Below are 22,943 nucleotides of genomic sequence, written 5' to 3'. Positions count from 1 at the left end.
CGACACGCCATTCGTCGGTGGGGCGTCCGATGGTCGCCCGCGCGTGTCGGCTGCGCGAAGTGCTGACGGGCGGCAGGATGGCGTAATGGCCGAGCCGCACGACCTGACCGCGCTGGAACAGGCCGCCGCCATCGCCCGCGGCGAGTTGTCCAGCGTCGAGCTGGTCGAGCACTCCCTGCGCCGGGTGGCGGCGCTCGGCGACACCGTGGGCGCGTTCGTCACCGTCACGCCGGACCTCGCCCGGCAGGCCGCGCGCGCCGCCGACGCGGCGCCCATCGAGGCGCGCGGCCCGCTGCACGGCGTACCGACCGCCATCAAGGACCTCACCCTCACCGCCGGGGTACGCACCACCTTCGGCTCGGCCGCCTTCGCCGACTTCGTCCCGCCGGTCGACGCCGACGTGGTCCGGTTCATCAAGGCCGCCGGCCTCGTCAGTCTCGGTAAGACGACCACCTCGGAGCTGGGCTGCTCGCTCTACTCGGAGGGCCGCGTCGCGCCACCGGCCCGCAATCCGTGGCAGTTGGCGTACACCGCCGGTGGTTCCAGTGGCGGCGCGGCGGCGGCGGTCGCGGCCGGCCTCGTGCCGGTGGCCCAGGGTTCCGACGGCGGCGGCTCGCTGCGCATCCCGGCGTCGCTCTGCGGCCTGGTCGGCTACAAGCCCAGCCGTGGCCTGGTCTCCGGCGGGCCGCTCGGCTCCGGCGCGTTCGGTCTGCCCACCAGCGGGCCGATCGGGCGGACGGTGGCCGACATCGCCGCGCTGCTCGACGTCATGGCCGTCCCGGTGCCCGGCGAGCCGTACCTGTCGCCGCCCGCGCCGCCCGGCGGATACCTGGCCGCCGCCCGTCGGGCCGAGCCCGGCCGCCTGCGGATCGGCCGGTTCACCACGCCGATGCTCGCCGACGAGCCGGTGCACCCCGACTGCGTCGCGGCCGTCGACTCCGCCGCCGCGCTGCTCGCCGCCGCCGGCCACGAGGTGGTCGAGGTGTCGCCGCCGCTCACGCCGGCGGTGTGGCCGCTGTTCGAGATCATCTGGTACGTCCTGGCGCTCGCCCCAGTCCCGGCGCACCGCGAGTCGGAGCTGCTGCCGCTGACCCGGCTGCTCCGCGCCCGGGGCGCCGAGGTGTCCGCGGGGACACTGTCCGCGACCCTCGGCGAACTACAGGCGCAGGTACGCCTCGGCGCGGCCCGAACCGCCGACTGTGACCTCCTGCTCTGCCCCACCCTGGCCGCCCCGCAGGCGCCCGTCGGCTGGTTCACCGCCGACGGCGATCCGGCGGCCGATTTCGACCGGCAGCGCCGCTTCTCGCCCTACTGCGCCATCTTCAACGTCACCGGCGCCCCCTCGGTCTCCCTGCCCCTGGGCACCACGACCACCGACGGGCTGCCCGTCGGGGTGCTGCTCACCGGCCGGTACGGCGACGACGCGCGGCTCATCGCTACCGCTGCGCAACTGGAGCACGCCAGTGACGGGTGGGATCGGCACCCCGCAATCTGGCGGGCCGTCGACTCCGCTAACGTGAATGGCGACGGAGTTGGCCGGTTGCCATCATGATCGTCCATCCGACCCGCTTGTTCGAGGTCCTTCTTCCGCCTGGGGGCGTTGGGATTGTCTGTTACCGAGACGGTGCTGATCTTCGCCGGCATCCCGTTGGCGGCAGTGCTGGTGATCGCCGGCCTGTCGTACGCCGGTAGCCGTGGGGGTGCCACCGGCGGTGGTGGTGGCGCCAAGCGCTACCGGCCGGGCCGGCCCTTCGACTTCACTCCGGTCTGGTTCCTGGGCCGCCCGGAGCAGCTGGCCGACTCGGCCGGCACCGCGCTGACGGCGGGCGCGCAGGCGCCCGCGCTGACCAGCCACAAGCTAGAGCAGGCCAGCGTCGAGGCGCCGGCCGGTGGAACCGGAGGCGCAAGTGACCGTTGGTGAGAAGCAGACCGGGACGGAGAATCCGCCCGAGGTGCTCGACGGGCCCTTCTCGACCCGTCAGCTGCTGCGCATCGACGAGGCCCTGCGCCTGGCCGACAAGGGCACCGGCCTGGTCTTCTCGGTGTTCGTCGGCGGCCTCGACGAGCCGATCCGCGAGCACGCCCAGCGGCTGCACCGCCAGCTCGCCGACCCGGACAAGTCGGTGCTGATCGCCCTGTCGCCCAACCAGCGGCAGCTGGAGATCGTCACCGGGCGGCACGCGCGCAAGCGCATCCCCGACACGTACGCCAAGCTGGCCGCGCTCTCGATGGTCGGCGCGTTCAGCGGCGGCGACCTGGCCGGCGGCATCATCAACGGGCTCGACCAGCTCGCCAGCCACGCCGGCAAGGGCTGATCCCTCCCTCGTACGACGAAGCCCGACCCGCCGCACGGTGGGTCGGGCTTCAACGTGTCGCGGGTTGTCTCAGCGCGGCCAGGAGGACGGGTCCGGGCCGGCGCGGGTTCGCACCCACGCCGGCCCCGGGCCGCGTACTCGCCGGGTCAGCTCTGCTGGGCGTCCTTCGCGCGGGCCTTGAGCGCCCGCAGCACGCCGTCACGACCCTCGGCGACCAGGCGACGCAGCGGGCCCGGGTTGCCGTCCCCGGCCAGCCACGCGTCGGTGGCCGCCACCGTCTCGTCGTCCACCAGGTACGTCGGGTACGCGAGCTGGGCGAACTCCTGCGCCGGCTCGCTGTCCCGGCTGGCCCACACCTGCCCGACCGCGGCGAAGTACCGCTCCCGGTACGGGGTGACCAGCTCCACCTGCGCCGGGTGGGCCAGGCCCTGCAACAGCGCCCGGTTCCGCCAGTTCGGCAGCGCGTCCGGGCCGGTCAGCAGCGCCCACACGGCCGCCTTGTTCTCCGCCGTCGGCACCAGCGCGTGCGCGTACGCGGCCTCCCGCTCGCCGCTGGCCGTACGGTCGCCGGCCAGCTCCGCCTCGACCTCCGCCGCGCCGGCCGCGCCGTTGGCCACCAGCGCGCCGAGCACCGTCCAGCGCAGCTCGGTGTCCACGGTCAGACCTTCCGGCGCTCCGGTGCCGTCCAGCCAGCCGCGCAACGTGGCCAGGTCCTCGTCGGAGCGGGCGGCCGAGGTGAACGCCCGGGCCCAGGCGAGCTGGAAGCCGCTGCCCGGCTCGGCGGCGGCGAGCGCGTCCTTCGCCGTGCGGGCCAGTCCCGCCCAGCCGGTGGCCGCCCACGCGGGGTCGGCGTAGAGGGTCAGCGCGGTGGTGGCCTGGCGCAGGGTGGCGGTGACCAGGTTGATGTCGGTCTCGGCGGGTAGCCCGGCCAGCACCAGCGCCACGTAGTCGCGGGTCGCCAGCTCGGCGTCGCGGGTCATGTCCCACGCGGCCGTCCAGCACAGCGCGCGGGCCAGCGACGAGTCGAAGCCGCCGATGTGCTGCACCACCGTGGCCATCGACCGGTCGTCCAGGCGCAGCTTGGTGTAGCTCAGGTCATCATCGTTGAGCAGCAGCACGTCGGCCGCCCGGAGGCCACGCAGCTCGGCGAGGTCGGTCCGCTCACCGGTCACGTCCACCTCGTACCGTTCGCGGCGGACCAACCGGCCGTCGGCCAGGTCGTACAGGCCCACGCCGATCCGGTGGGTGCGCAGCGTCGGGTACGCCGTCGGCGCCTCCTGCCGGACGATTACCTGCTCGTACGTGCCGTCGGCGCCGATGGTCACCTCCGGGCGCAGCGTGTTCACCTGCGCGGTCTCCAGCCACTGTGCCGCGAACTTGCGCAGCTCCCGGCCCGAGGCCGCCTCCAACTCGGTGAGCAGGTCGTCGAAGGTGGCGTTGCCCCACGCGTGCTTGCCGAAGTACGCCCGCAGCCCGGCCACGAACGGCTCCTCGCCCACGTACGCGACGAGCTGCTTGAGCACGCTCGCGCCCTTGGCGTAGGTGATGCCGTCGAAGTTGACCTCGACGGCCTCCATGTCCGGCATCTCGGTGTAGACCGGGTGGGTGGAGGAGAGCTGGTCCTGTCGGTAACCCCAGTTCTTGCGGATCGACAGGAACGTCGTCCACGCCTCGGTGAACCGGGTGGCGTTGGTGTTGCACCAGTGGCTGGCCCACTCGGCGAACGACTCGTTCAGCCACAGGTCGTTCCACCAGCGCATGGTGACCAGGTCACCGAACCACATGTGCGCCAGCTCGTGCAGGATCGTGTTGGCCCGCTGCTCGTACTCGTAGTCGGTGACCTGCGAGCGGTACAGGTAGTGCGACTCGGCGTGCGTGACGCAGCCGAAGTTCTCCATCGCGCCGGCGTTGAAGTCGGGCACCCACAGCTGGTCGTACTTCGGCAGCGGGTAGCGCACGCCGAACTTCTCGTGGAAGAAGTCGAAGCCCTGCTTGGTGATGAGGAACAGGTCGTCGGAGTCCAGGTAGCGCGACATGGACGCCCGGCAGAACACGCCCAGGTCGATGCCGTCGTGGCTGTCGCGCACCTCGTGGTACGGGCCGGCGCACAGCGCGGTGATGTACGTGCTCATCCGGGGCGACTCGGTGAAGTGGAGGGTCTTCAGGTCCTCGCCGGCCGGCTCCTCGCTCTGCACCGGCATGTTGGACACGACCCGCCAGTGCGCCGGGACCGTCGCGTGCCAGGTGTAGACGCTCTTGAGGTCGGGCTGGTCGAAGCAGGCGAACACCCGCTGCGCGTCGGCCGTCTCGAACTGGCTGTAGAGGTACGTCTCGCCGTCGACCGGGTCGACCGTGCGGTGCAGCCCCTGCCCGCTGTTGGAGTAGGCGAAGTCCGCGTCGACGACCAGGGTGTTGTCGCCGGCCAGCCCGGTCAGGGTCAGGCCCTTCTCGGCCGACCAGTCGGACAGGTCCACCGGGTCGCCGTTCAGCGTGGCGGACCGCACCGACTCGGCGGCCAACTCGATGAACGTGCTCGCCCCCGGCTCGGCGCAACGGAACCTGACCTCGGTCGTCGACCGGAAGGTGCGGCCGTCGGCGGCCAGCACGGCGGTCGCCAGGTCCAGCCTGATGTCGTACCCGGTCACCTCAAGCAGGCGGGCCCGCTCGGTCGCCTCGACCTGCGTCAGGTTACGCACTCCCGGCACTGTTCGTCTCCATCCCACGTCTCGCCGTACGCCCGGCGGCGCCCGTCTGCCGACCGCTCGTGACGTTCGGCCCGGTCCGAGTCTTCCACGTACGGCCTGCCATCGGTGGTCGAGGTCACGCTCTCATTCGGGTGCCGGTCCATGCTTCGCGGGGTGAGTATCGAGGCGAGACGCCGGACTGCCGGCGCCACCCGTCGCGAAGGGACCTCACCGTGACCGATCGTGTCACCGCCGACATGTGGTTCGACCCAATCTGTCCGTGGGCGTGGATCACCTCCCGCTGGCTGCTGGAGGTCGAGCAGGTCCGCGAAGTGGACATCCGCTACCACGTGATGAGCCTTTCGGTGCTGAACGAGGGCCGGGACCTGTCCGAGCAGTACCGGGAACTGATGGACAACGGCTGGGGCCCCGTGCGGGTGTGCATCGCCGCCGAGCAGCGCTACGGCTCGGACGTGCTGCGCAAGCTCTACACCGCGCTGGGCACCCGCATCCACCTCGGTAAGGAGCAGCTCGGGCCGGAGTTGTTCGTCGCCGCGCTGACCGAGGCCGGCCTGGACCCGGCGCTGGCCGCCGCCGCCGACAGCACCGAGTACGACGAGGCGCTGCGGGCCAGCCACGAGGCTGGCATGCGCCCCGTCGGGCAGGACGTCGGCACCCCGGTCGTCCACGCGCCCGGCCCGGACGGCAGTCCGGTCGCGTTCTTCGGCCCGGTGATCACGCCGCGTCCCAAGGGCGAGGCCGCCGGTCGGCTCTGGGACGGCGTCCTCCTGGTCGCCGGCACCCCGGGCTTCTACGAGCTCAAGCGCACCCGCGAGCAGTCCCCGATCTTCGACTGACCACGACCGTCACCTGCCCCCGTCCGGACTCCTTCGGTTGTCCGGGCGGGGGTTCGTCGCGCCGGAGGCCCGGTGCGGCTGCGGGGGCCGGAAACGCTCACAGCGTCACCGCTGGGCGGGGGACGTCGTTTCCCTCGGTGTCCGCGCAGTGGCCCCGCAGGGCCGCACACCGCAGCTCGTGGAGGCAGTCCCGATGGCCAAGCACCGTGCGTCCGGTGACGATCAGCTGACCCGGCAGGGGGTGATCGAGACTCCCGGCGCGGCGTACTGGTCGGTCGACGGTTCCCGCTGGCCGACGGTCCGCCCCGACCTTCCCGCCGACGTGGCGGACCTGCTCGCGCCGCCCATCGTGGTCGGCGTGGCCCGGGTGCCGGTCACCTCGCGCCTGACACCCGCGCGGGCCGCGCTGGCGACGCCCGCACCGGTGGACCCGGCGCCCTCGACGTTGGAACCGGTCGTCGCGACGTTGGAACCGGTCGTGGCGGCGTTGGAACCGGTCGCTGTGGTGGCGGCCGCGCCGGCCGAACCGGCTCCGCCCCCGCCGGCGCCCACCGCGCCGCGCCCCGTGCCCACTCCGCCGCTGAACCCGCGGCCCGTTCCGGCGCCGCCGCCCGAGCGTCCCGTGCCGGGGCCGCCCGCCTCGCCTCGCCGCAACGCGGTCACCGGTCCGGTCGGGGGCGGTCGGCGCGGCAACGCCGGACCGGTCGTCGCGGGGCGACACCGCCGGCACAACGGCGCGTCCGGCCGCGCCGGCTGACCGCACGCCGGCGGATGGGCGCTTTCATCTGGTGGACGCCGCGCGGGTCCCCGTCGTCCGGTCCGGCGACGCCGGTAGCGTCAGTGGGCATGACGGTCGTGCATCCGATCACCCGGGCCTGGATCACCACTGGCGGCACCGGCGCGCAGAACTACGACGAGTTCGCCGACGACGCGGAGATCACCGCGATCATCGAGGCGAACCCGCACAGTGCCCTCGGCATCGAGATGCCGCACCGCGCTCCGGACAGCCTGGGGACGTCGTTCCTCGACGCGCTGCCGGCCTCGGTGGCCCGACTCGCCGAGGCCAAGGCCGACGGCAGCTACACACCCGCCGAGCAGGTGGTCGTGCTGTACCGGATCAGCGCCCCGGGCGAGGAACCGGCGTACGGGCTGTTCGCGATGGTGGACACCGACCAGATCTCCACCAGCGCCGACGAGCCGGGCCTGGTCATCCGCAACGAGGACGTGTTCATCGCCAAGGTGCGCGAGCGCGTGGCGCTGGCCGAGGCGTTGGGTCACCTGCTCTCACCCGTACTCCTGCTGCAGACCGGAAGTGGCGACGAGCTGCACGCCGCGCTCGCGGCGGCGACCGACGCGGCCGGGGCGCCGGCCGCGACCGACACCGACCAGGCGGGCCGCACCCACGCCATCTGGCTGCTCGGCCCCGGCCCGGAGCAGGACGCGCTGACCGCCCTGGCGGGCGGCGGTGAGCTGGTCGTCGCCGACGGCAACCACCGCAGCTTGGCCGCCCAGAGCGGTGGGCTGTCGCGCTTCCTGGCCGTGGTGACCACCCCGGCGTCGGTGGCCATCCAGCCGTACAACCGGCTGGTCAGCGAGCTGACCACCACGCCGGCCGAGCTGCTCGACCGGTTGCGCGCGGCGGGGGCCGAGGTCGAGCCGATCGACGGCCCGGTCGAGGTCCCGACGGCCGGCGGCACCGTCCACCTCCGGCTGGCCGACCAGGGGTACGCGGTGCGCCTGCCCGCCACCGCCGACGCCCGCCTGGAAAACCTGGATCACGCCCTGGTCGAGCGGCTGCTGCTGCGCGACGCCCTGGGTCTGGACCCGGGCGACAAGCGGATCACCTACGTGGGCGGGGACTACCCGGCGAGCTGGCTCACCGGAGAGGTCGACGCCGGGCGTGCCGAGCTGGCCGTCCTCATCGCGCCGGTGACCGTGGCGGACTTCGTCGCGGTGAATCTGGCCCGGGAGAAGATGCCCCGCAAGAGCACCTGGTTCACCCCGAAGGCGCGCGGTGGCCTGGTGGTCGCCGAGCTGCCCCGCTGAGCGCGTACCGCCCGACCGTGTGACGTACCCGCCTCCAGAGCGCCGCCCCTGCGTCGCTCTGGAGCGCGGCCTGACAGACTGCCCGGTATGCGCGTCTACCTGGGATCCGACCACGCCGGTTTCGAGTTGAAGGTGCACCTGGCCAACCACCTGGCCAAGCAGGGGTACGACGTGGTCGACGTCGGCCCGCACAGCTACGACCCGGACGACGACTACCCGACGTTCTGCCTGCACACCGGTGACCGGGTGGTCGCCGATGAGACCTCCCTCGGGGTCGTCATCGGCGGGTCCGGCAACGGTGAGCAGATCGCCGCGAACAAGGTCGCCGGGGTTCGTGCCGCCCTGGCCTGGAGTGTCGAGACGGCTCAGCTCGCCCGGCAGCACAACGACGCGAACGTCGTCGCGGTGGGCGCCCGTCAGCACACGCTGGACGAGGCCACGGGCATCGTCGAGGCGTTCCTGAACACGCCGTTCTCCGGAAACGAGCGGCACGCCCGCCGGATCACCCAGGTCGCCGAGTACGAGCAGACCCGGGAACTGCCCGACCTGCCCTGACCCTGCCGACCCGCGTCGCCCGCCGTCAGCGCGGCGGGCGGGGCAGGTCCTCGCGGGGTACCCAGTTGCGGCGCACGACCACCACCCGGGCCTCTGCGGCGGCGAGGTCGTCGTCGCTCGGCCGGGCGGCGTCGCGGGCCCGCAGCGCCGCGCTCAGCCCCACCTGGGACGAGCCGGAGCCGACCAGCCCGCGTAGCCCCCGCTCGCCGTCGCGGTCGTCGCCGCCGGCCCCTCGACGTCGCGGTGGCGGATCTCCACCGTCGTGGACGCCGGCCGTGCTGGCCGTCGAGCCGTCGGCGCTGCGAGGGGCCGCGTCGGATTCGGGATGGTGGCGCAGCCGTCGCCGGCGTCGGTCCGGGTCACCCATCAGCCGACCGTACCTCCCCACGCCATCAAGATCCCCACAACATCAGGGATGTTGCTGCTTCCCGAGCGTCGGAGGCAGCAACATCTCGTAAGTTGTGCGGATCTTGGTCGCGCCGGACGGCGGTCTGCGACCGATTTGCCGGCTGGCTACCCTCGGGTTCGGGCGGTGCTGAGGCCGTCCGTCAGGGGGAGGAACGAGATGGCAGACCAGACGCAGCCGTGGGCGGAACGCACCGTGGAGGTCCCACCGCAGGCAGGCGTCGATGTGCCGGCGCAGCGGGACGGCTTCCGCCGAGGTGTCGCGCCGGTGGGTCAACCGCGTACCCCGCGCACCGAACCGTTCCCCGTGGTCGAGGAGCCGACCGGTACGGGTTGGCCGGGCGAACCCGTCCCGCGCCGGCCGTTGAGCTGGCGGCTGGCGCAGTTGCGTCGCGGCGGCGAGTGGAGCGCGGCGGGTGGCCTGTTCGCCTTCGTGTGCTGGGGCATCTGGGCGCTCTCCGGCGGTGGCGACCTGTCCGGCCCGCTGCTCGTGCTCGTGTTGAGCCTGCTGGTGGCGGTCGGCCTGTTCGCCCTGGCCCGCGCGGTCGGGCGGTTGGTGCTGGAGCGGCAGCTCGGACGGGTCCGGCGCAGCGCGCGGGGCGCTCACCTGGCCACCGCGGTCTTCCTCGTCGGCCTGGGCGTGGCCTGGCTCCAGCAGACCGAGTGGGTCGTCTCGGCCTGGAACTGGGTCACCTCGAACGTGTGACGAGGCGTGCACGGACGGGCCGGCAATGCGCCGCCCGCCCGTGCACCCGGTCGTCTCCCCACCAGGCAGTGTTGCTGCTTACCCGGCCGGCCACGGTTCATCCGTGGCCGGCCGGAGCGTCCGTCGTTCGGGTCAACCGGGAGCGGGTCAGCCGGTGGCGGCCTCGGCGGCGGCGTGGTCGCGGGCCACCCGGACCAGTTCGACCAGGCCGCCCGCGTACTCCTGGGACTCGCCGTGCGCCTCGTCGAACGGCGGCTGGAAACCGACGCCCTCCCACTCGCCGGTGGCCGGGTTCCAGCGGTCGTTGCCGACCTCGAAGTCCCAGGCGAAGATGCCCAGCTCGTAGTAGAGCTGGTCGGCCGAGTTGCCGGCGGCGGAGTAGAGCACGTCGGCGACCGGGCCGGTCTGCGACGGCCAGGTGACCGTGCCACGCTCCTGCGCGATCGCGCCGACGATCCGCCGGGCGCTGTCGAGGAACAGCGTCGACTCGTCGATCGACGGCCGGGGCAGGGTGATCCGCCCGTCGGCCCGGTACGCGCCCGGCGGCCACATGAAGTACCCGCCGTAGGAGTGCACGTTCATCGCGAACCTGATGTTGGGATGGGCCTTGGCCAGCGCGATGACGTTGCCGCTCTCCGCCTCGGACAGCTCCGCCGTACCGGCGTAGTTGCCGGAGAGGCAGTTCGCGCTTGCGCCCACGTACCCGTCGAAGTACGACCCGACGGTGTAGTTCCGGTTCACGTCGACGCCCCAGGAGGTGCGGTACTTCGGGTCCCGTGCCGGTCCCTCGCAGTGGTTGACCAGGTTCTTGCGCTGGAAGTTGTAGTCGTTGAACGAGTAGTTCGCGCCGTCCGGGTTGACCGTCGGGATGACGAACACGTCGACCTGCTCCAGCAGCTCACGGGTGGCCGGGTCGGTACGCGCGTTCGCCAGCATGCGCTCGGCGAACTCCAGCGTCACCAGCGGCGTGGCCCACTCCCGGGCGTGTTCCTGGGAGTACGCCAGCACGCCGATCCGGGACCCGTCCCGGTGTACGCCGAGACGCAGGGCCTGCACCGTCCAGGGCTTCGCCGGCACCTCGGTGCCCTGGAGCCCGTCGTCGAGGCGGGCCGGACCGGCGACGGGCATCGGCAGCCCGGTCGAGCCGTCCTCGACGGTGGCCCGGAACCGGTTCGCCTGGCGGGCGTTCACGGCCGCCGCGACGTCGTCGGTGGTGCTCACCGTCTTGCCCGCGGCGTCGGTGGCGAGCGTGACCGTGAGGACACGGTCGCGGTAGCCGACGGCCAGCGGTCGGTTGGGTCGGCCCGGGTCGACGGTGCGCACCTGCACGCCGTTCAGGCCCTGGTCGCCGAAGCGGACCGACTCCACGACCACGGCGGCGACCGCCGGGTCGCCCAGGTACGCGACGGCGTTCCGGCGGTACCCCTGGGTCTTGTTCGGCAGGTCGATGACGTCGACCAGGTCCCGGTACTGGCGGGCCAGTCGCTTGATCCGCGCCTGGATGTCCACCGGCGTCAGGTACGCGTCGATGAAGTCCTTCTGGTAGCCGGCCGGCAGCGGCGGCGGGGTGGCGTTCGGCCACAGCGTCGGGGTGACGGCCCGACTGACGCCGCCGAGGCTGGACGTGGCGGTCAGCTGGACCGGTCGGCTCGGCACCGACTGGGGGACGTTGTAGTGGTACTGGTATTCCCCCGAGTCCTCGAACCGGTAGAGCGGGAACGAACCGGTGACGCCGTCCGCGGTCCGCCAGCTGACGGTGATCTCCACGTCCGGGTCGTCGGTGGCGGTGGTGGCCACCTGCGCCTGCAGGAACGTCTGCCCGCCGGTGGTCCACCAGTACGCCTGCTGGACCGCGAGGGTGTCGACCCCGACGGCGGCGGTCGTCCGCTGGCCGGCGGCCGGTGCGCCGAGACCGGCGGCGGTACGCGCCCGCGCCGCGCGGACACTGTCGGCGAAGTGCCGGCTGCCGTCGCCGGCCCGCTGCACGACCTGCGTGGCGGTGGCGCCCCGGGCGGTGAGGTCAGCGAGCTGCGCGCCGGTCAACACCAGGTCGGCGATGATCCGGCCGTCCCGGGTCCGGGGCCGGTTGGCGAGGTCGACGCCGCTGGCGACCAACCTGTCGAGCTGGGCCTGATCGCGCAACTGCACCCGGACCAGAGCGGTCTCGGTGGCGGCCAGGGTGATCGGGGCGGTGTCGGCGGCGGGTGCCGCCGTCGCGGTGCCGGGATGGGACAGTGCCGCGCTGATCAGGATCGCTGTGGTGGCGGCAGCCGTCCACCGTCGTCGGACGATCATGTGCCCTCCTGTGACGGACGTCGATGCGTGTGGTCCTTACACCAGTGCAACGATCGACACATGTCAAGGTCTCTGATCGGTAAGGGCGACGTAAGGTCATCCGGCCACGTCGACGGACATCATTCCCTGATCCGTTGCCAACGAGGGGACCGTCGATGAGTCGACTACGGAGAAGTCTGGCCTTCCTGATCGTGCTGACCACCGGTCTGACGACCGCGCCGGGCGTCGCGTCGGCAGCCACGGCGCTGCCCACGTACACGTTCGTGGACCTGGGCACGCTCGGTGTGCCGAGCACGGGGGAGCCGCCCACCAGCGACGGCTACGCCCTCAACGACGCCCGTACCGTGGTGGGCGTCTCCACGATCGACGGTGTCTACAACTTCCACGCGTTCGCCTCGACGAACGGCGTGCTGACCGACCTGGGCGCCCTGTACGCCGGCACGTACGGCGCGAGTTCCGCGGCGGGCATCAACGACCGGGGCGTCGTCGTCGGGGCCACCCACGTCAACGCGACGGAGCCTCCGCACGCCTTCCGCTATGCCGGCGGGGTCATGACCGACCTCGGCACCGGCTACGGCGCGGGCAGCGGAAGCTCGGCGAACGACGTCAACGACGACGGCCTGGTGGTGGGCAGCCGGTTCGAGAAGCAGGGAGCGCCCACCCGGGCGGTCGTCTGGCGCAACGGCACGGTCATCGACCTGGGCACGCTCGGCGGCCAGGCCGGCCCGTGGGGGACGGACAGCATCGCCTACGGCGTGAACTCGTCCGGGCATGTCGTCGGCGGCGCCGCTGTCCCGAGCGGCGGCCTGCACGCCTTCGTCTACTCCGGTGGGGCGCTGACGGACCTCGGCACGCTGGGCGGTGTCACGGAGTCCACGTACGCCCGGGACATCAACGACCGGGGTCAGGTCGTCGGTGTCTCGCAGAACACCACCGGTCAGCTGCGGGCGACGCTCTGGCGTAACGGCACCATCCGCGACCTCGGTTCCCTCGGTGGCAACTACTCCGAGGCGCGGGCCGTGAACGAGACCGGCCAGGTGGTGGGCATCGCCCGGACCAGCAGCCCCGACTTCTACAACGAGCGGGCATTCCTGTGGCAGGGCGGCCGGATGGTCGACCTGAACACCCGGGTGCGGAACCTTCCTCCGACGGTGACGCTGCGCTCCGCCGAGGACGTCAACGACGACGGCGTCATCGTGGGCCTCGCCTGCCCGATCGACTGCGCCGAGGGCGGCGACCGGGCCCGCCGGGCCTACCTCCTGGTGCCGACGAGCTGACCCGCTACCGGGGCGACCGGCGCCTGTCCTGCCCGCGCGGGACGGGCGCCGATCACCGCGCCGCTGTGCCGGTGTCGTACGACTCGCGGGCGTCGAGCAGCTCGTCCCAGTGCTGTGACACCCAGGCGCAGGCGACCGCGATCGGTTCGAGCATGCTCCGGCCCACCGGCGTCAGCTCGTACTCGACGTGCGCGGCCGCTCCGGCGTGGACGGTGCGGCTGACCAGCCCGTCCCGTTCGAGGGAGCGCAGCGACTGGGTGAGGACCTTGGGTGTGACGCGGCGCAGCGGCACGCGTAGTTCGGAGAACCGGCGAGGCCCGTCTTCCAGGCAGCGGATGATGAGCGCCGCCCACTTGTCACCGAACCGGATCGGATTGAGCGAGGAGGGGCACAGCTCGTCGAACATGTCGGCGGGCAGGGGTTGCCTCATGGCCTGACGATAGCTGGTATCCCGGCGGTAACCAGGCCCGGCGATAGCGTCGGCGAACCGGCCGGGCGTACGGGTCACGGCCCTGGTGGAAGGCATTCGCCATGAACATCGTGATCTTCGGCGCGGGTGGCCGGGCCGGACGGCGGGCCGTCGCCGAGGCGCGCCGACGCGGCCATCGGGTCACCGCCGTGGTGCGTGACCCGGCGGCCCACGGCGACCTGGGCGAGGCGCACGTGGTGGCGGGCGACGTCACGGACGCCGCGAGCGTCGCGCGCGCCGCCGCCGGGCAGGACGCCGGATCAGCGCCGCCGTGGACCTGTCCCGGCCACCGCGCGACTTCTTCACGACGTCGTCCCGCGCCCTGGCCGCCGGCCTGGCCGAGGCGGGCGTACGTCGCCTGGTGGTGGTGGGCCTCGCGTCGATCATGCCCGGAGCCTCCGGCGTCGCCCTGATGGACGAGCCCGGCTACCCCGACGGGTACCGCTCCTTCTACCTGGGCCACGCGGCGGGCCTCGACGAGCTGCGGACCTGCGATCTCGACTGGGCGTACGTGGCCCCGGCCGGCGACTTCGACCACGACGGCACCCGTACCGGCGGCTATCGGGTCGCCGAGCACGGTGACCCGGCCAGCCGGATCAGCTACCCGGACTTCGCGATAGCGCTGGTCGACGAAATCGAGGCGCCCCGCCACCACCGGTCCGCCCTGAGTGTTCGGGAGGTGTGATGCCCGAGGTCCACGACAGCCCGAACACCTGGGTCGCCGAGCACATCCGTCGTTTCGAGGAGACCGGAGGCAGACCACGGCCAGGCGTGCGCGACCTGCTCCTGACGACCCGTGGCCGAAGAACCGGCGAGCTGCGGCGCACCGCGCTCGTGTACGAACGCGATGGCGACGGCTACGTGCTGGCCGCCTCGAACCGTGGCGCGGAGCACCAGCCGGCGTGGTATCTCAACCTGCTCGCCGACCCGTACGTCACCGTGCAGGTCGGTACGGAGACCTTCACCGCCCGGGCGCGCACCGCCACCACGCGGGAGCGTCCGCGCCTGTGGCGTCTGATGGTGTCGGCCAGGTCGGAGTACGCCACCTACCAGCAGGGGATCACCCGCGAGATTCCCGTGGTCGTCCTGGAACGCGTCGAAGACTGAACGGGGAAAAGCCCAGGCTCAGCGAAGGTGCCGCTGAGCCTGGGCTTCGTGGGTGGAGCGGGCGACGGGAATCGAACCCGCACCGTCAGTTTGGAAGACTGAAGCTCTGCCATTGAGCTACGCCCGCGCTCGGCCCCGCCGCAACGGGGCGCGCCGACAGCGTACCCAATGCCGGTCCTGGGCGCGCGACCGCGCCACCGCCCCCGTGGCGTCGGGTCGTCGCGACGCCGCGTGGCGCCTTCCAAGATCCGCACAACATCACCGAAGTCGTGGCATCCGCACCCCGGGAAGCCGCAGTTTCCCCGATGTTGCGCGGATCCTGCGGCGGGCGCGGCGGGCGGCGGGCCCCAAAGTCGCGCGGATCTTGAAGGGTCTAAGGGGTGAGATGGGCAGATCTGTCCGGGTGGCGGACGCCCCGGCACTGCCGGAGGCGCGGCGACGGCATAGACTGCACGTCGCCACGGGGTGTGGCGCAGCTTGGTAGCGCACTCGCTTTGGGAGCGAGGGGCCGTGGGTTCAAATCCCGCCACCCCGACTGTCGTCCGCGTCCGGGTCTCCCCGGGCGCTGCGAGCCGGCCCCGCCGGCTCGCCTACACTCGATGGGCCAATCGAAGGCCCAGAATCAAACCCAGATCCGTCAAGGAGTACGCCTGTGAAGAGCACCGTCGAGACTCTGAGCCCGACGCGCGTGCGGCTCGCCATCGAGGTGCCGTTCGTCGAGCTCGAGCCGAGCCTCAAGAAGGCGTACCGGGAGATCGGTTCGCAGGTCCAGGTCCCGGGCTTCCGCCGGGGCAAGGTGCCGACCGCGGTGATCGATCAGCGGGTGGGCCGGGGCACCGTCCTCAACGAGGCGGTCCAGGAGGCCATCCCGGAGAACATCATGGCCGCGGTGCGCGAGCACGACCTGAAGACGCTGGGGCGTCCCGAGGTCGAGATCACCGAGTTCAACGACGGTGACTCGCTGAACTTCACCGCCGAGGTCGACGTCCGTCCGGAGATCACCATCCCGGACGCGTCCACCATCGAGGTGACCGTCGACGAGCTGCAGATCGACGACAGCGAGATCGACGAGCAGGTCAAGAACCTGCGGGAGCGGTTCGCCACCCTCAAGACGGTCGAGCGGGCCGCCGCCGAGGGCGACTACGTGCAGATCGACCTGAACGCGACCGTCGACGGCGAGGACGTGCCGGGCGGTCAGGCCAGCAACATCTCCCACGAGGTGGGCAGCAAGCAGCTCCTGCCGGGCCTGGACGAGGCCGTCGTCGGCCTCGCCGCCGGCGACAGCACCACCTTCACCACCCAGCTCGTGGGCGGCGACTTCGCCGGCCGCGACGCCGACGTGGCGGTGACCGTGCGCACGGTCAAGGAGAAGGAGCTGCCGGAGCTGAACGACGAGTTCGCGCAGATGGCCAGCGAGTTCGACACGATCGAGGAGCTGCGCGGCGACCTGCGGTCCCGGGTCACCCAGGGCAAGCAGGTCGAGCAGATCTACGCCGCCCGCGACAAGGCGCTGGCGCAGCTGGTCGAGACCGCCGAGGTGCCGGCGCCGGAGGGCGTCGTGCGCGAGGAGGTCGCCAGCCGCAAGCAGGCGATGGTCGACCAGCTCGAGCGGATCGGCGCCTCCCTGGAGGAATACCTGGCGGCCGAGGAGAAGACCGAGGAGCAGATCGACGCCGAGCTGACCGAGGCGGCCACCGAGGGCGTCAAGGTGCAGCTCCTGCTCGACACGCTGGCCGACGCGGAGGACGTGCAGGTCTCCGACGACGAGTTCGGGCACGAGATCGTGCACCGGGCGCAGCGCGCCGGGATGGCCCCGCAGCAGTACTACGACCAGTTGGTGCGCTCCGGCGCCGCCGCCGCGGTCTTCGGTGACGTCCGGCGCGGCAAGGCGCTCGCGGCCGTCATGGAGCGCATCACGATCAAGGACTCGGCCGGCAACCCGGTCACCCTGGACGCGCTGCGCGCCGCCAACGAGGCCGAGCACAACCACGAGCACTGATCGTCGGGTGCGGCCGCCGTCCGCCGCTGCGCGGTGCACGGCGGCCAAACCCTTTCCGGGGACACCCGGAGTTGAGCGCTGCCGGGGACACCCGGAATTGAGCGCTGCCGGGTACGCCCGGAGTTGAGCGCTGCCGGGGTACGCCCGGAAGGCCCGCGCCGCGGGTGCCCGACACAGCTGCGCTGAGAGCGAACAGTGCCCCGACCGGGACTCTGCCGCCCCGCACAGCGGTTAGTGTCGGGAAAGACGGTACGGAGAGCGAAGGGCTGCCATGACCGACATGCACATCCCCAAGAAGTCGCTCCGGGCGATTGACGCGCGCGGTGGCGACTCCATTGGCAACCTCGACGACTCGGTCTACAACCGGTTGCTCAAGGAACGCATCATCTTCCTGGGCAGTGAGGTGACCGACCAGGTCGCCAACCGCATCTGCGCGCAGCTGCTGCTGCTCGCCGCGGAGGACCCGGACCGCGACATCAACCTGTGGATCAACTCGCCGGGTGGCTCGGTCTACTCGGGCATGGCGATCTACGACACCATGCAGTTCATCGACAACGACGTGTCGACCGTGGCGATGGGCATGGCTGCCTCGATGGGTCAGCTGCTGCTCTGCGCGGGCACCAAGGGCAAGCGTTACGCCCTGCCGCACGCCCGGATCATGATGCACCAGCCGTCCGGTGGCCTGGGCGGCACGGCGTCCGACATCGCCATCCAGGCGGAGCAGATGCTCTACACGAAGCGGATGTTCCAGGAGCGGGTCGCGCACCACACCGGCCAAGACCAGTCGCAGATCGAGGCGGACTCGGACCGGGACCGTTGGTTCACCGCCCAGGAGGCCATGGACTACGGCTTCATCGACAAGGTGATCATCGGGGCCGCTCAGGTTCCGGATGGCGCCGGGACCCTGAGCTGAGGAGCTGACGATGACCGACCTGAGCCTGCCGCCCCAGTTCGCGGCCGTGCACAACCGTTACGTGCTGCCGTCGTTCGTCGAGCGCACGTCGTACGGGGTCAAGGAGTCGAACCCGTACAACAAGCTCTTCGAGGACCGGATCATCTTCCTCGGTGTCCAGGTGGACGACGCGTCGGCCAACGACGTGATGGCCCAGCTGCTCACGCTGGAGGGCACCGACCCGGACCGCGACATCATCATGTACATCAACTCGCCGGGTGGCTCCTTCACCGCGATGACGGCGATCTACGACACCATGCAGTACGTCCGCCCCGACATCCAGACGGTCTGCCTCGGGCAGGCGGCCAGCGCTGCGGCCGTGCTGCTGTCGGCGGGCACCCCGGGTAAGCGGATGGCGCTGCCGAACTCGCGGATCATCATCCACCAGCCGGCCACCGAGGGCGGCTACGGGCAGGGCTCGGACATCGAGATCCAGGCCCGGGAGATCCTGCGGATGCGGACGCAGTTGGAGGACATGTTGTCCCGCCACTGCAACCGCCCGATCGAGCAGGTCCGCAAGGACATCGACCGTGACAAGATCATGACGGCCGAGGAGTCCAAGGAGTACGGGCTGGTGGACACGATTCTGACCAGCCGCAAGAAGGGTCTGCTGGCGACCCACTCCGCCAGCTGAGCTGTACCGGGTCAGAGGTTGGCCGGGGCGTGAAGTTCCCGGCCGGCCTCTGACACACCCGTTTTGGGGGTCGGAGAATGCCCCGCCAGCGGGTAACGTCGGGTCCGTACCGCTTCGCCGGTCGGGCCAGCGAAGCGAACCAAGCCGGGCGGCGCGCAGCGTCCGCAGGTCAGGGCCGGGTCTCCGGCCGATGAGTGCAGGGAGAACGTAGGTGGCACGGATCGGTGACGGCGGCGACCTACTGAAATGCTCCTTCTGCGGTAAGTCGCAGAAGCAGGTCAAGAAGCTCATCGCGGGCCCAGGGGTCTACATCTGCGACGAGTGCATCGATCTCTGTAACGAGATCATCGAAGAGGAGCTGGCCGAGTCCGGCGAGGTGAAGTGGGAAGAGCTTCCCAAGCCGATGGAGATCTGCCAGTTCCTCGACAACTACGTCGTGGGGCAGGACCAGGCCAAGAAGGCGCTCGCCGTCGCGGTCTACAACCACTACAAGCGCATCCAGGCAGAGGCGGCCAACGCGCCGGGCTCCGGCAGTGACGCCGTCGAGCTGGCCAAGTCCAACATCCTGCTGCTCGGCCCGACGGGGTGCGGCAAGACCCACCTGGCGCAGACCCTCGCCCGGATGCTGAACGTCCCGTTCGCCATCGCCGACGCCACGGCGCTGACCGAGGCGGGCTACGTGGGCGAGGACGTGGAGAACATCCTCCTCAAGCTGATCCAGGCCGCCGACTACGACATCAAGCGCGCCGAGACCGGCATCATCTACATCGACGAGGTCGACAAGATCGCCCGTAAGTCGGAGAACCCGTCGATCACCCGCGACGTCTCCGGCGAGGGTGTGCAGCAGGCCCTGCTCAAGATGTTGGAGGGCACGGTCGCCAACGTCCCGCCGCAGGGCGGTCGCAAGCACCCGCACCAGGAGTTCATCCAGATCGACACCACGAACGTGCTGTTCATCTGCGGTGGCGCGTTCGCCGGCCTCGACCAGATCATCGAGTCCCGCACCGGGCAGGGTGGCACCGGCTTCGGCGCCCGGCTGCGGTCGGTGTCCGAGCGGTCGACCGACGACATCTTCAGCCAGGTCATGCCGGAGGACATGCTCAAGTTCGGGCTCATCCCCGAGTTCGTCGGGCGGCTTCCCGTGATCACCAACGTGCGCAGCCTGGACCGCAGCGCCCTGGTGCGCATCCTCACCGAGCCGCGCAACGCCCTCGTCCGGCAGTACCAGCGCCTGTTCGAGCTGGACGGCGTCGAGCTGGAGTTCGACGAGCCGGCGCTGGAGGCCATCGCCGACCAGGCGATGCTGCGGGGCACCGGCGCCCGCGGTCTGCGGGCCATCATCGAGGAGGTCCTGCTCTCCGCGATGTACGAGGTGCCGAGCAACCCGGACGCCGCCCGGGTGTTGATCACCCGCGAGGTCGTCCTGGAGAACGTCAACCCGACGATCGTTCCGCGTGAGTTCACCGGGCGTCGGGCCCGGCGGGACCGCGAGGAGAAGTCGGCCTGATCCTCCCCGCGTCACGCCGGCCGTCCGTCACTGACGCGGTCGGCGTGACCGTGTCCGGCGGTCCCACTCACCCGACGGGGTGACCGTCACCATCATCAGCCGAGCCGGTTCGTCGGCGTCGTTGCGGTAGCCGTGCTCCCGGTCGGCGTGGAACTCGATTGTGTCCCCGGCCCGTACGGCGTGATCCTGCCCGTCCACCCGGACGACCACCGCCCCGGCGAGCACGTGCAGGACCTCCCGGGTGCCCCGGGGATGGTCGGCGGAGCGGTGTCGTTCTCCGGGTTCGAGCCGCCAGTCCCACAGCTCGACGAGGTCGGGTTCGCCGAGCCCGCTGAGCAGGTGGGCGGTGCCGCCGTGCTCGCCCCGCCAGAGCACGGGCGCCTCGGCCGTGGAGCTGATCCGGACGGTCTGCTCCTCGTCGGGCTCGAGCAGCCGCGCGATGTTGACGCCGAACGCGTCGGCGACCCGGCACAGCGTGCCGACGCTGGGGTTGGTGCGTGCGCTCTCGATCTGTACGAGCATCGCCTTGCTCACGCCGGACCGGCCGGCCAACTCCTCGAACGACCAGCCCCGTGCGGCGCGCAGCTCCCGTACCTGCCGGGCCACCGCGGCCGTCACCGCACTGACACGGCCACCTGAGTCGGTCATCAAACTATCCTTCACGGTTACTATTGTGGTACGACAGTGGCATGTTCCCCATTCTCCTGGCAGCAGTGTCCGCAGTCGCGTTCGGCACCGCCGACTTCTCCGGCGGCAAGGCGTCCCGCCGCGCCGACCCCATCGCGGTGACCGTGGTCTCCCAGCTGCTGAGCGTCCCGCTGCTGGTCGCTCTGGTGCTCCTGGTGCCGGGGTCACCGACGGTCGCCGACATCGCCTGGGGACTGCTCGCGGGGACGGCGGGCGCGGGCGGCGTCGTGCTGCTCTACCGAGCGCTCGCCGGCGGGATGATGGCCGTGGTGGCGCCGGTCACCGCGATCACCGCCGCCGTGGTGCCGATCGTCGCCGGCCTGTTCACCACCACCTTCCCCGGCGCCCCGGCGCTCACCGGCGCCGGCCTCGCGGTGGTGGCGATCGCCCTGGTCAGCCTCGGCGAGGGCGGTGGCCGCCCGACGGTCCCGGCCCGACTGGTGGGGCTCGCCCTCGCGGCCGGCGCGCTCTTCGGCGTCTTCTTCACCCTGCTCGGTCAGGCCAGCGAGAGCGCGGGCATGTGGCCGGTGGCGGCGGTACGGGCCAGTTCGATCGCGTTCGGCCTGCTCCTCGCCGCCGGCACGGGTGTGCGACTGCGAGTCGGACGGCGGTCGCTGGGCTGGGCGGCCGTCGCCGGTCTGCTCGACAGCGCCGCCAACGCGCTCTTCCTGGCCGCTGCCGCGCGAGGGCACCTCAGCATCGTGGCGGCGATCGCCGCGCTCTACCCCGCCAGCACGGTACTGCTCGCGCTCGCCGTCGACCGCGAACGGCCGCGGCCGGTTCAGATCGCCGGCCTCGGGTTCGCGGCGGGGGCTCTCGTGCTGGCCAGCATCTGAGGCTGTCCACACCGGCCGGTCCGGTCGTACTCTTCTCTCATGCGCGTCGCCGTCTGCCAGCTCAACGCCCGGGACGACCGCAAGGCCAACCTGGCCGCCGCGGAGCTGCTGCTGGAACGCGCCGCCGACGGCGGCGCGGACCTGGCCATCCTTCCCGAGTACGTCGACTATCTCGGCCCGGAGGCCGGTCTGCCGGAGCCGGAGCCGGTCGACGGCGAGGTGGGCAGCTTCTTCGCCGGGGTGGCCCGGCGGCTGGGGATGTGGGTGCTGGCCGGGTCGTTCCACGAAGCCGGCCCGGACCCCGCGCACACCTGGAACACCTCGCTGGTCTTCGACCGCGCCGGCAGCCTGGCCGCGAGCTACCGCAAAATCCATCTGTACGACGTGGAGATCCCCGGTCGGGTCTCCTACCGGGAGTCGGAGACCGTCGCGCCCGGTGCCCAACCTGTCGTGGTGGACGTGGAAGGCCTCCGGGTCGGGCTGTCGATCTGCTACGACCTGCGCTTCCCGGAGCTGTACCGACGGCTCGCCACCGAGGGCGGCGCCCAGCTCCTGGTGGTGCCGGCGGCGTTCATGATGCACACCGGGCGGGACCACTGGGAGATCCTGCTCCGGGCCAGGGCGATCGAGAACCAGTGCTTCGTGGCGGCGGCGGGTCAGACCGGTGACCACGAGCCGGGCCGCACCTGCTTCGGGCGCAGCATGGTGGTCGACCCGTGGGGGACGGTCCTGACCCAGCTGCCCGACGGGCCGGGGGTCGCCGTCGCCGATCTGGACCTTGACCGGCTCTCGATGATCCGGGCCGAGCTGCCGAGCCTCGCCAACCGCCGGCTCTGAGACTCAGCCCTCGAGCAGGACGCCGATCGTCGCAAGCCCGGCGATCACCGCGGCGGTGACCAGCAGGGCCGTGGTCATCCGGGACCTGCCGCGGCGGGCCAGTCGTCCGACCGAGAAGACCAGGACCACCAGTACGACCGCGCCGATCACCAGTTGCCAGAACGGCAGGAGGATGCCGAGCAGTGCTTCCTCGGCGAACACCGCGGTTTTCAGCCCGGACTCATCCATGACTGACACTCTGGCACGCCGACACGTGCCGCGTCGCCGACCACGGTGGAGAGCGCGCCCGTCGACGTGACCCGAACCAGTGATGAACCCCGATTTGCCTTCTCCCGGCCGGCCGCGTAACTTTCTCTCTGCACGAGGGAGGCCGGACAAACCGGCCGAGAACGGGCGCCAGGCTCGTGGCGGAGACGCCGAGCGAGACTGAGATCGGGCGGTGCGAAACACCTCGGAGACGGGGTTGCGGACGCGAAGCCGACCGGGTAGAGTTCTGAAGCCGGCAGGAGCCGGGCGGAGAGCCGCGCAGCGGCGATCGGCCGGTCTGCGGCTTCCCACGAGAGTAACGACCGCCGGATACGGCGTGCGTCAACGTGGGTCCGGACGAACCAGATTGATCGCCTCAAATACGAGGTTGACAATGAAAGTTCGACCAAGTAGGTTTGAGCGGTTGCCCCGAAACGGGGTTCCACGGATGTGGAGCTGCTGATCGGTGTGTGGTTGTTCTTTGAGAACTCAACAGGGTGCTTGTAAAGCCAGTGCCAATTATGATTTA

Annotated in this window: 24 protein-coding genes and 2 tRNA genes; 19 read left to right on the top strand and 7 right to left on the bottom strand. The window is 71.4% G+C overall.

Going from position 1 to position 22,943, the window contains the following annotated elements; genetic code table 11:
• Nucleotides 1-85 precede the first annotated feature (85 nt).
• The 3 genes from AB0J36_RS28515 to AB0J36_RS28505 all read left to right on the top strand — a co-directional run bounded on the left by AB0J36_RS28515 (nucleotide 86) and on the right by AB0J36_RS28505 (nucleotide 2,315).
• Nucleotides 86-1,552, top strand: coding sequence for an amidase (locus tag AB0J36_RS28515; RefSeq protein WP_357395214.1), 1,467 nt, complete (start codon nucleotides 86-88; stop codon nucleotides 1,550-1,552).
• Between the two features lie 72 nt (nucleotides 1,553-1,624).
• A complete protein-coding gene (locus AB0J36_RS28510) occupies nucleotides 1,625-1,921 on the top strand; it encodes a hypothetical protein (RefSeq protein ID WP_357133681.1) in 297 nt (98 codons plus the stop codon).
• Nucleotides 1,908-2,315, top strand: coding sequence for a DUF5130 family protein (locus tag AB0J36_RS28505; RefSeq protein WP_357133566.1), 408 nt, complete (start codon nucleotides 1,908-1,910; stop codon nucleotides 2,313-2,315). Before AB0J36_RS28510 ends, AB0J36_RS28505 begins: the two co-directional genes overlap by 14 nt.
• A gap of 146 nt (nucleotides 2,316-2,461) precedes the next feature.
• Here the strand turns inward: AB0J36_RS28505 and pepN are convergent, their stop codons facing one another.
• Nucleotides 2,462-5,011, bottom strand: coding sequence for an aminopeptidase N (pepN, locus tag AB0J36_RS28500; protein WP_357395210.1), 2,550 nt, complete (start codon nucleotides 5,009-5,011; stop codon nucleotides 2,462-2,464).
• Nucleotides 5,012-5,232: 221 nt separating this feature from the next.
• On the opposite strand from pepN, the gene AB0J36_RS28495 reads away from it, so the two are divergent.
• The 4 genes from AB0J36_RS28495 to AB0J36_RS28480 all read left to right on the top strand — a co-directional run bounded on the left by AB0J36_RS28495 (nucleotide 5,233) and on the right by AB0J36_RS28480 (nucleotide 8,457).
• Nucleotides 5,233-5,856, top strand: a complete 624-nt coding sequence (locus AB0J36_RS28495) for a disulfide bond formation protein DsbA (protein ID WP_357133562.1) — start codon at nucleotides 5,233-5,235, stop codon at nucleotides 5,854-5,856.
• A 193-nt stretch (nucleotides 5,857-6,049) separates the two neighbouring features.
• Nucleotides 6,050-6,613 (top strand): hypothetical protein, encoded by a 564-nt coding sequence (locus AB0J36_RS28490; protein WP_357133560.1) that lies wholly within the window; start codon nucleotides 6,050-6,052, stop codon nucleotides 6,611-6,613.
• Nucleotides 6,614-6,702: 89 nt separating this feature from the next.
• The gene (locus AB0J36_RS28485; protein WP_357133558.1) at nucleotides 6,703-7,902 is read left to right on the top strand and encodes a DUF1015 family protein; all 1,200 of its coding nucleotides are present in this window, start codon (nucleotides 6,703-6,705) and stop codon (nucleotides 7,900-7,902) included.
• An 87-nt stretch (nucleotides 7,903-7,989) separates the two neighbouring features.
• Entirely contained in the window at nucleotides 7,990-8,457 is a 468-nt protein-coding gene (locus AB0J36_RS28480; RefSeq protein WP_357133556.1) for a ribose-5-phosphate isomerase, read from the top strand.
• A gap of 25 nt (nucleotides 8,458-8,482) precedes the next feature.
• Here the strand turns inward: AB0J36_RS28480 and AB0J36_RS28475 are convergent, their stop codons facing one another.
• Complete coding sequence (locus AB0J36_RS28475; RefSeq protein WP_357174792.1) at nucleotides 8,483-8,824, bottom strand: hypothetical protein; 342 nt, start codon at nucleotides 8,822-8,824, stop codon at nucleotides 8,483-8,485.
• 198 nt (nucleotides 8,825-9,022) lie between these two features.
• On the opposite strand from AB0J36_RS28475, the gene AB0J36_RS28470 reads away from it, so the two are divergent.
• Nucleotides 9,023-9,568, top strand: a complete 546-nt coding sequence (locus AB0J36_RS28470; protein WP_363661353.1) for a hypothetical protein — start codon at nucleotides 9,023-9,025, stop codon at nucleotides 9,566-9,568.
• A gap of 147 nt (nucleotides 9,569-9,715) precedes the next feature.
• Here AB0J36_RS28470 and AB0J36_RS28465 read toward each other — a convergent pair whose 3' ends face one another.
• Nucleotides 9,716-11,863, bottom strand: a complete 2,148-nt coding sequence (locus AB0J36_RS28465; protein WP_363661352.1) for a M14 family zinc carboxypeptidase — start codon at nucleotides 11,861-11,863, stop codon at nucleotides 9,716-9,718.
• A 155-nt stretch (nucleotides 11,864-12,018) separates the two neighbouring features.
• Between AB0J36_RS28465 and AB0J36_RS28460 the strand changes: the two genes are divergently transcribed.
• Complete coding sequence (locus tag AB0J36_RS28460; protein WP_363661351.1) at nucleotides 12,019-13,140, top strand: hypothetical protein; 1,122 nt, start codon at nucleotides 12,019-12,021, stop codon at nucleotides 13,138-13,140.
• Between the two features lie 52 nt (nucleotides 13,141-13,192).
• On the opposite strand, the gene AB0J36_RS28455 is transcribed toward AB0J36_RS28460, so the two are convergent.
• Complete coding sequence (locus AB0J36_RS28455) at nucleotides 13,193-13,570, bottom strand: helix-turn-helix domain-containing protein (RefSeq protein ID WP_363661350.1); 378 nt, start codon at nucleotides 13,568-13,570, stop codon at nucleotides 13,193-13,195.
• Between the two features lie 101 nt (nucleotides 13,571-13,671).
• On the opposite strand from AB0J36_RS28455, the gene AB0J36_RS28450 reads away from it, so the two are divergent.
• From AB0J36_RS28450 to AB0J36_RS28440, 3 genes are read left to right on the top strand one after another with little or no spacing between them, the layout of a single operon-like run.
• Nucleotides 13,672-14,022 (top strand): NAD(P)H-binding protein, encoded by a 351-nt coding sequence (locus AB0J36_RS28450; protein ID WP_363661349.1) that lies wholly within the window; start codon nucleotides 13,672-13,674, stop codon nucleotides 14,020-14,022.
• On the top strand, nucleotides 13,932-14,294 hold the full coding sequence (locus tag AB0J36_RS28445; protein ID WP_363661356.1) for an NAD(P)H-binding protein: 363 nt from the start codon (nucleotides 13,932-13,934) through the stop codon (nucleotides 14,292-14,294). Before AB0J36_RS28450 ends, AB0J36_RS28445 begins: the two co-directional genes overlap by 91 nt.
• Nucleotides 14,294-14,716, top strand: coding sequence for a nitroreductase family deazaflavin-dependent oxidoreductase (locus AB0J36_RS28440; protein ID WP_363661348.1), 423 nt, complete (start codon nucleotides 14,294-14,296; stop codon nucleotides 14,714-14,716). Before AB0J36_RS28445 ends, AB0J36_RS28440 begins: the two co-directional genes overlap by 1 nt.
• Nucleotides 14,717-14,769: 53 nt before the next feature.
• Here AB0J36_RS28440 and AB0J36_RS28435 read toward each other — a convergent pair.
• Nucleotides 14,770-14,843: transfer RNA gene (locus AB0J36_RS28435), tRNA-Gly, on the bottom strand.
• A gap of 334 nt (nucleotides 14,844-15,177) precedes the next feature.
• Here AB0J36_RS28435 and AB0J36_RS28430 point away from each other — a divergent pair.
• The 5 genes from AB0J36_RS28430 (at nucleotide 15,178) to clpX (ending at nucleotide 19,808) form a co-directional block, all read left to right on the top strand.
• Nucleotides 15,178-15,251: transfer RNA gene (locus AB0J36_RS28430), tRNA-Pro, on the top strand.
• Between the two features lie 117 nt (nucleotides 15,252-15,368).
• On the top strand, nucleotides 15,369-16,715 hold the full coding sequence (gene tig / locus AB0J36_RS28425; RefSeq protein WP_355052307.1) for a trigger factor: 1,347 nt from the start codon (nucleotides 15,369-15,371) through the stop codon (nucleotides 16,713-16,715).
• A gap of 271 nt (nucleotides 16,716-16,986) precedes the next feature.
• Nucleotides 16,987-17,628, top strand: coding sequence for an ATP-dependent Clp protease proteolytic subunit (locus AB0J36_RS28420; protein WP_088988027.1), 642 nt, complete (start codon nucleotides 16,987-16,989; stop codon nucleotides 17,626-17,628).
• Between the two features lie 10 nt (nucleotides 17,629-17,638).
• Nucleotides 17,639-18,301, top strand: a complete 663-nt coding sequence (locus tag AB0J36_RS28415) for an ATP-dependent Clp protease proteolytic subunit (RefSeq protein WP_357133539.1) — start codon at nucleotides 17,639-17,641, stop codon at nucleotides 18,299-18,301.
• Nucleotides 18,302-18,512: 211 nt separating this feature from the next.
• Complete coding sequence (gene clpX, locus AB0J36_RS28410; protein ID WP_145779357.1) at nucleotides 18,513-19,808, top strand: ATP-dependent Clp protease ATP-binding subunit ClpX; 1,296 nt, start codon at nucleotides 18,513-18,515, stop codon at nucleotides 19,806-19,808.
• 27 nt (nucleotides 19,809-19,835) lie between these two features.
• On the opposite strand, the gene AB0J36_RS28405 is transcribed toward clpX, so the two are convergent.
• Nucleotides 19,836-20,456, bottom strand: a complete 621-nt coding sequence (locus AB0J36_RS28405; protein ID WP_363661347.1) for an XRE family transcriptional regulator — start codon at nucleotides 20,454-20,456, stop codon at nucleotides 19,836-19,838.
• A gap of 41 nt (nucleotides 20,457-20,497) precedes the next feature.
• Here AB0J36_RS28405 and AB0J36_RS28400 point away from each other — a divergent pair, with 41 nt between their 5' ends.
• Together AB0J36_RS28400 and AB0J36_RS28395 are read left to right on the top strand one after the other, a co-directional pair.
• A complete protein-coding gene (locus AB0J36_RS28400) occupies nucleotides 20,498-21,331 on the top strand; it encodes a DMT family transporter (protein ID WP_363661346.1) in 834 nt (277 codons plus the stop codon).
• Nucleotides 21,332-21,370: 39 nt separating this feature from the next.
• On the top strand, nucleotides 21,371-22,168 hold the full coding sequence (locus AB0J36_RS28395; RefSeq protein WP_357133533.1) for a carbon-nitrogen hydrolase family protein: 798 nt from the start codon (nucleotides 21,371-21,373) through the stop codon (nucleotides 22,166-22,168).
• A 3-nt stretch (nucleotides 22,169-22,171) separates the two neighbouring features.
• Here the strand turns inward: AB0J36_RS28395 and AB0J36_RS28390 are convergent, their stop codons facing one another.
• The gene (locus AB0J36_RS28390; protein ID WP_357133531.1) at nucleotides 22,172-22,396 is read right to left on the bottom strand and encodes a hypothetical protein; all 225 of its coding nucleotides are present in this window, start codon (nucleotides 22,394-22,396) and stop codon (nucleotides 22,172-22,174) included.
• Between the last annotated feature and the right edge of the window lie 547 nt (nucleotides 22,397-22,943).

The organism is Micromonospora sp. NPDC049662 (assembly GCF_040675055.1).
Taxonomy (GTDB): Bacteria; Actinomycetota; Actinomycetes; order Mycobacteriales; family Micromonosporaceae; genus Micromonospora.
The sequence above is the reverse complement of the archived record's forward strand: the minus strand, read 5'-3'. Positions and strand labels throughout refer to the sequence as shown.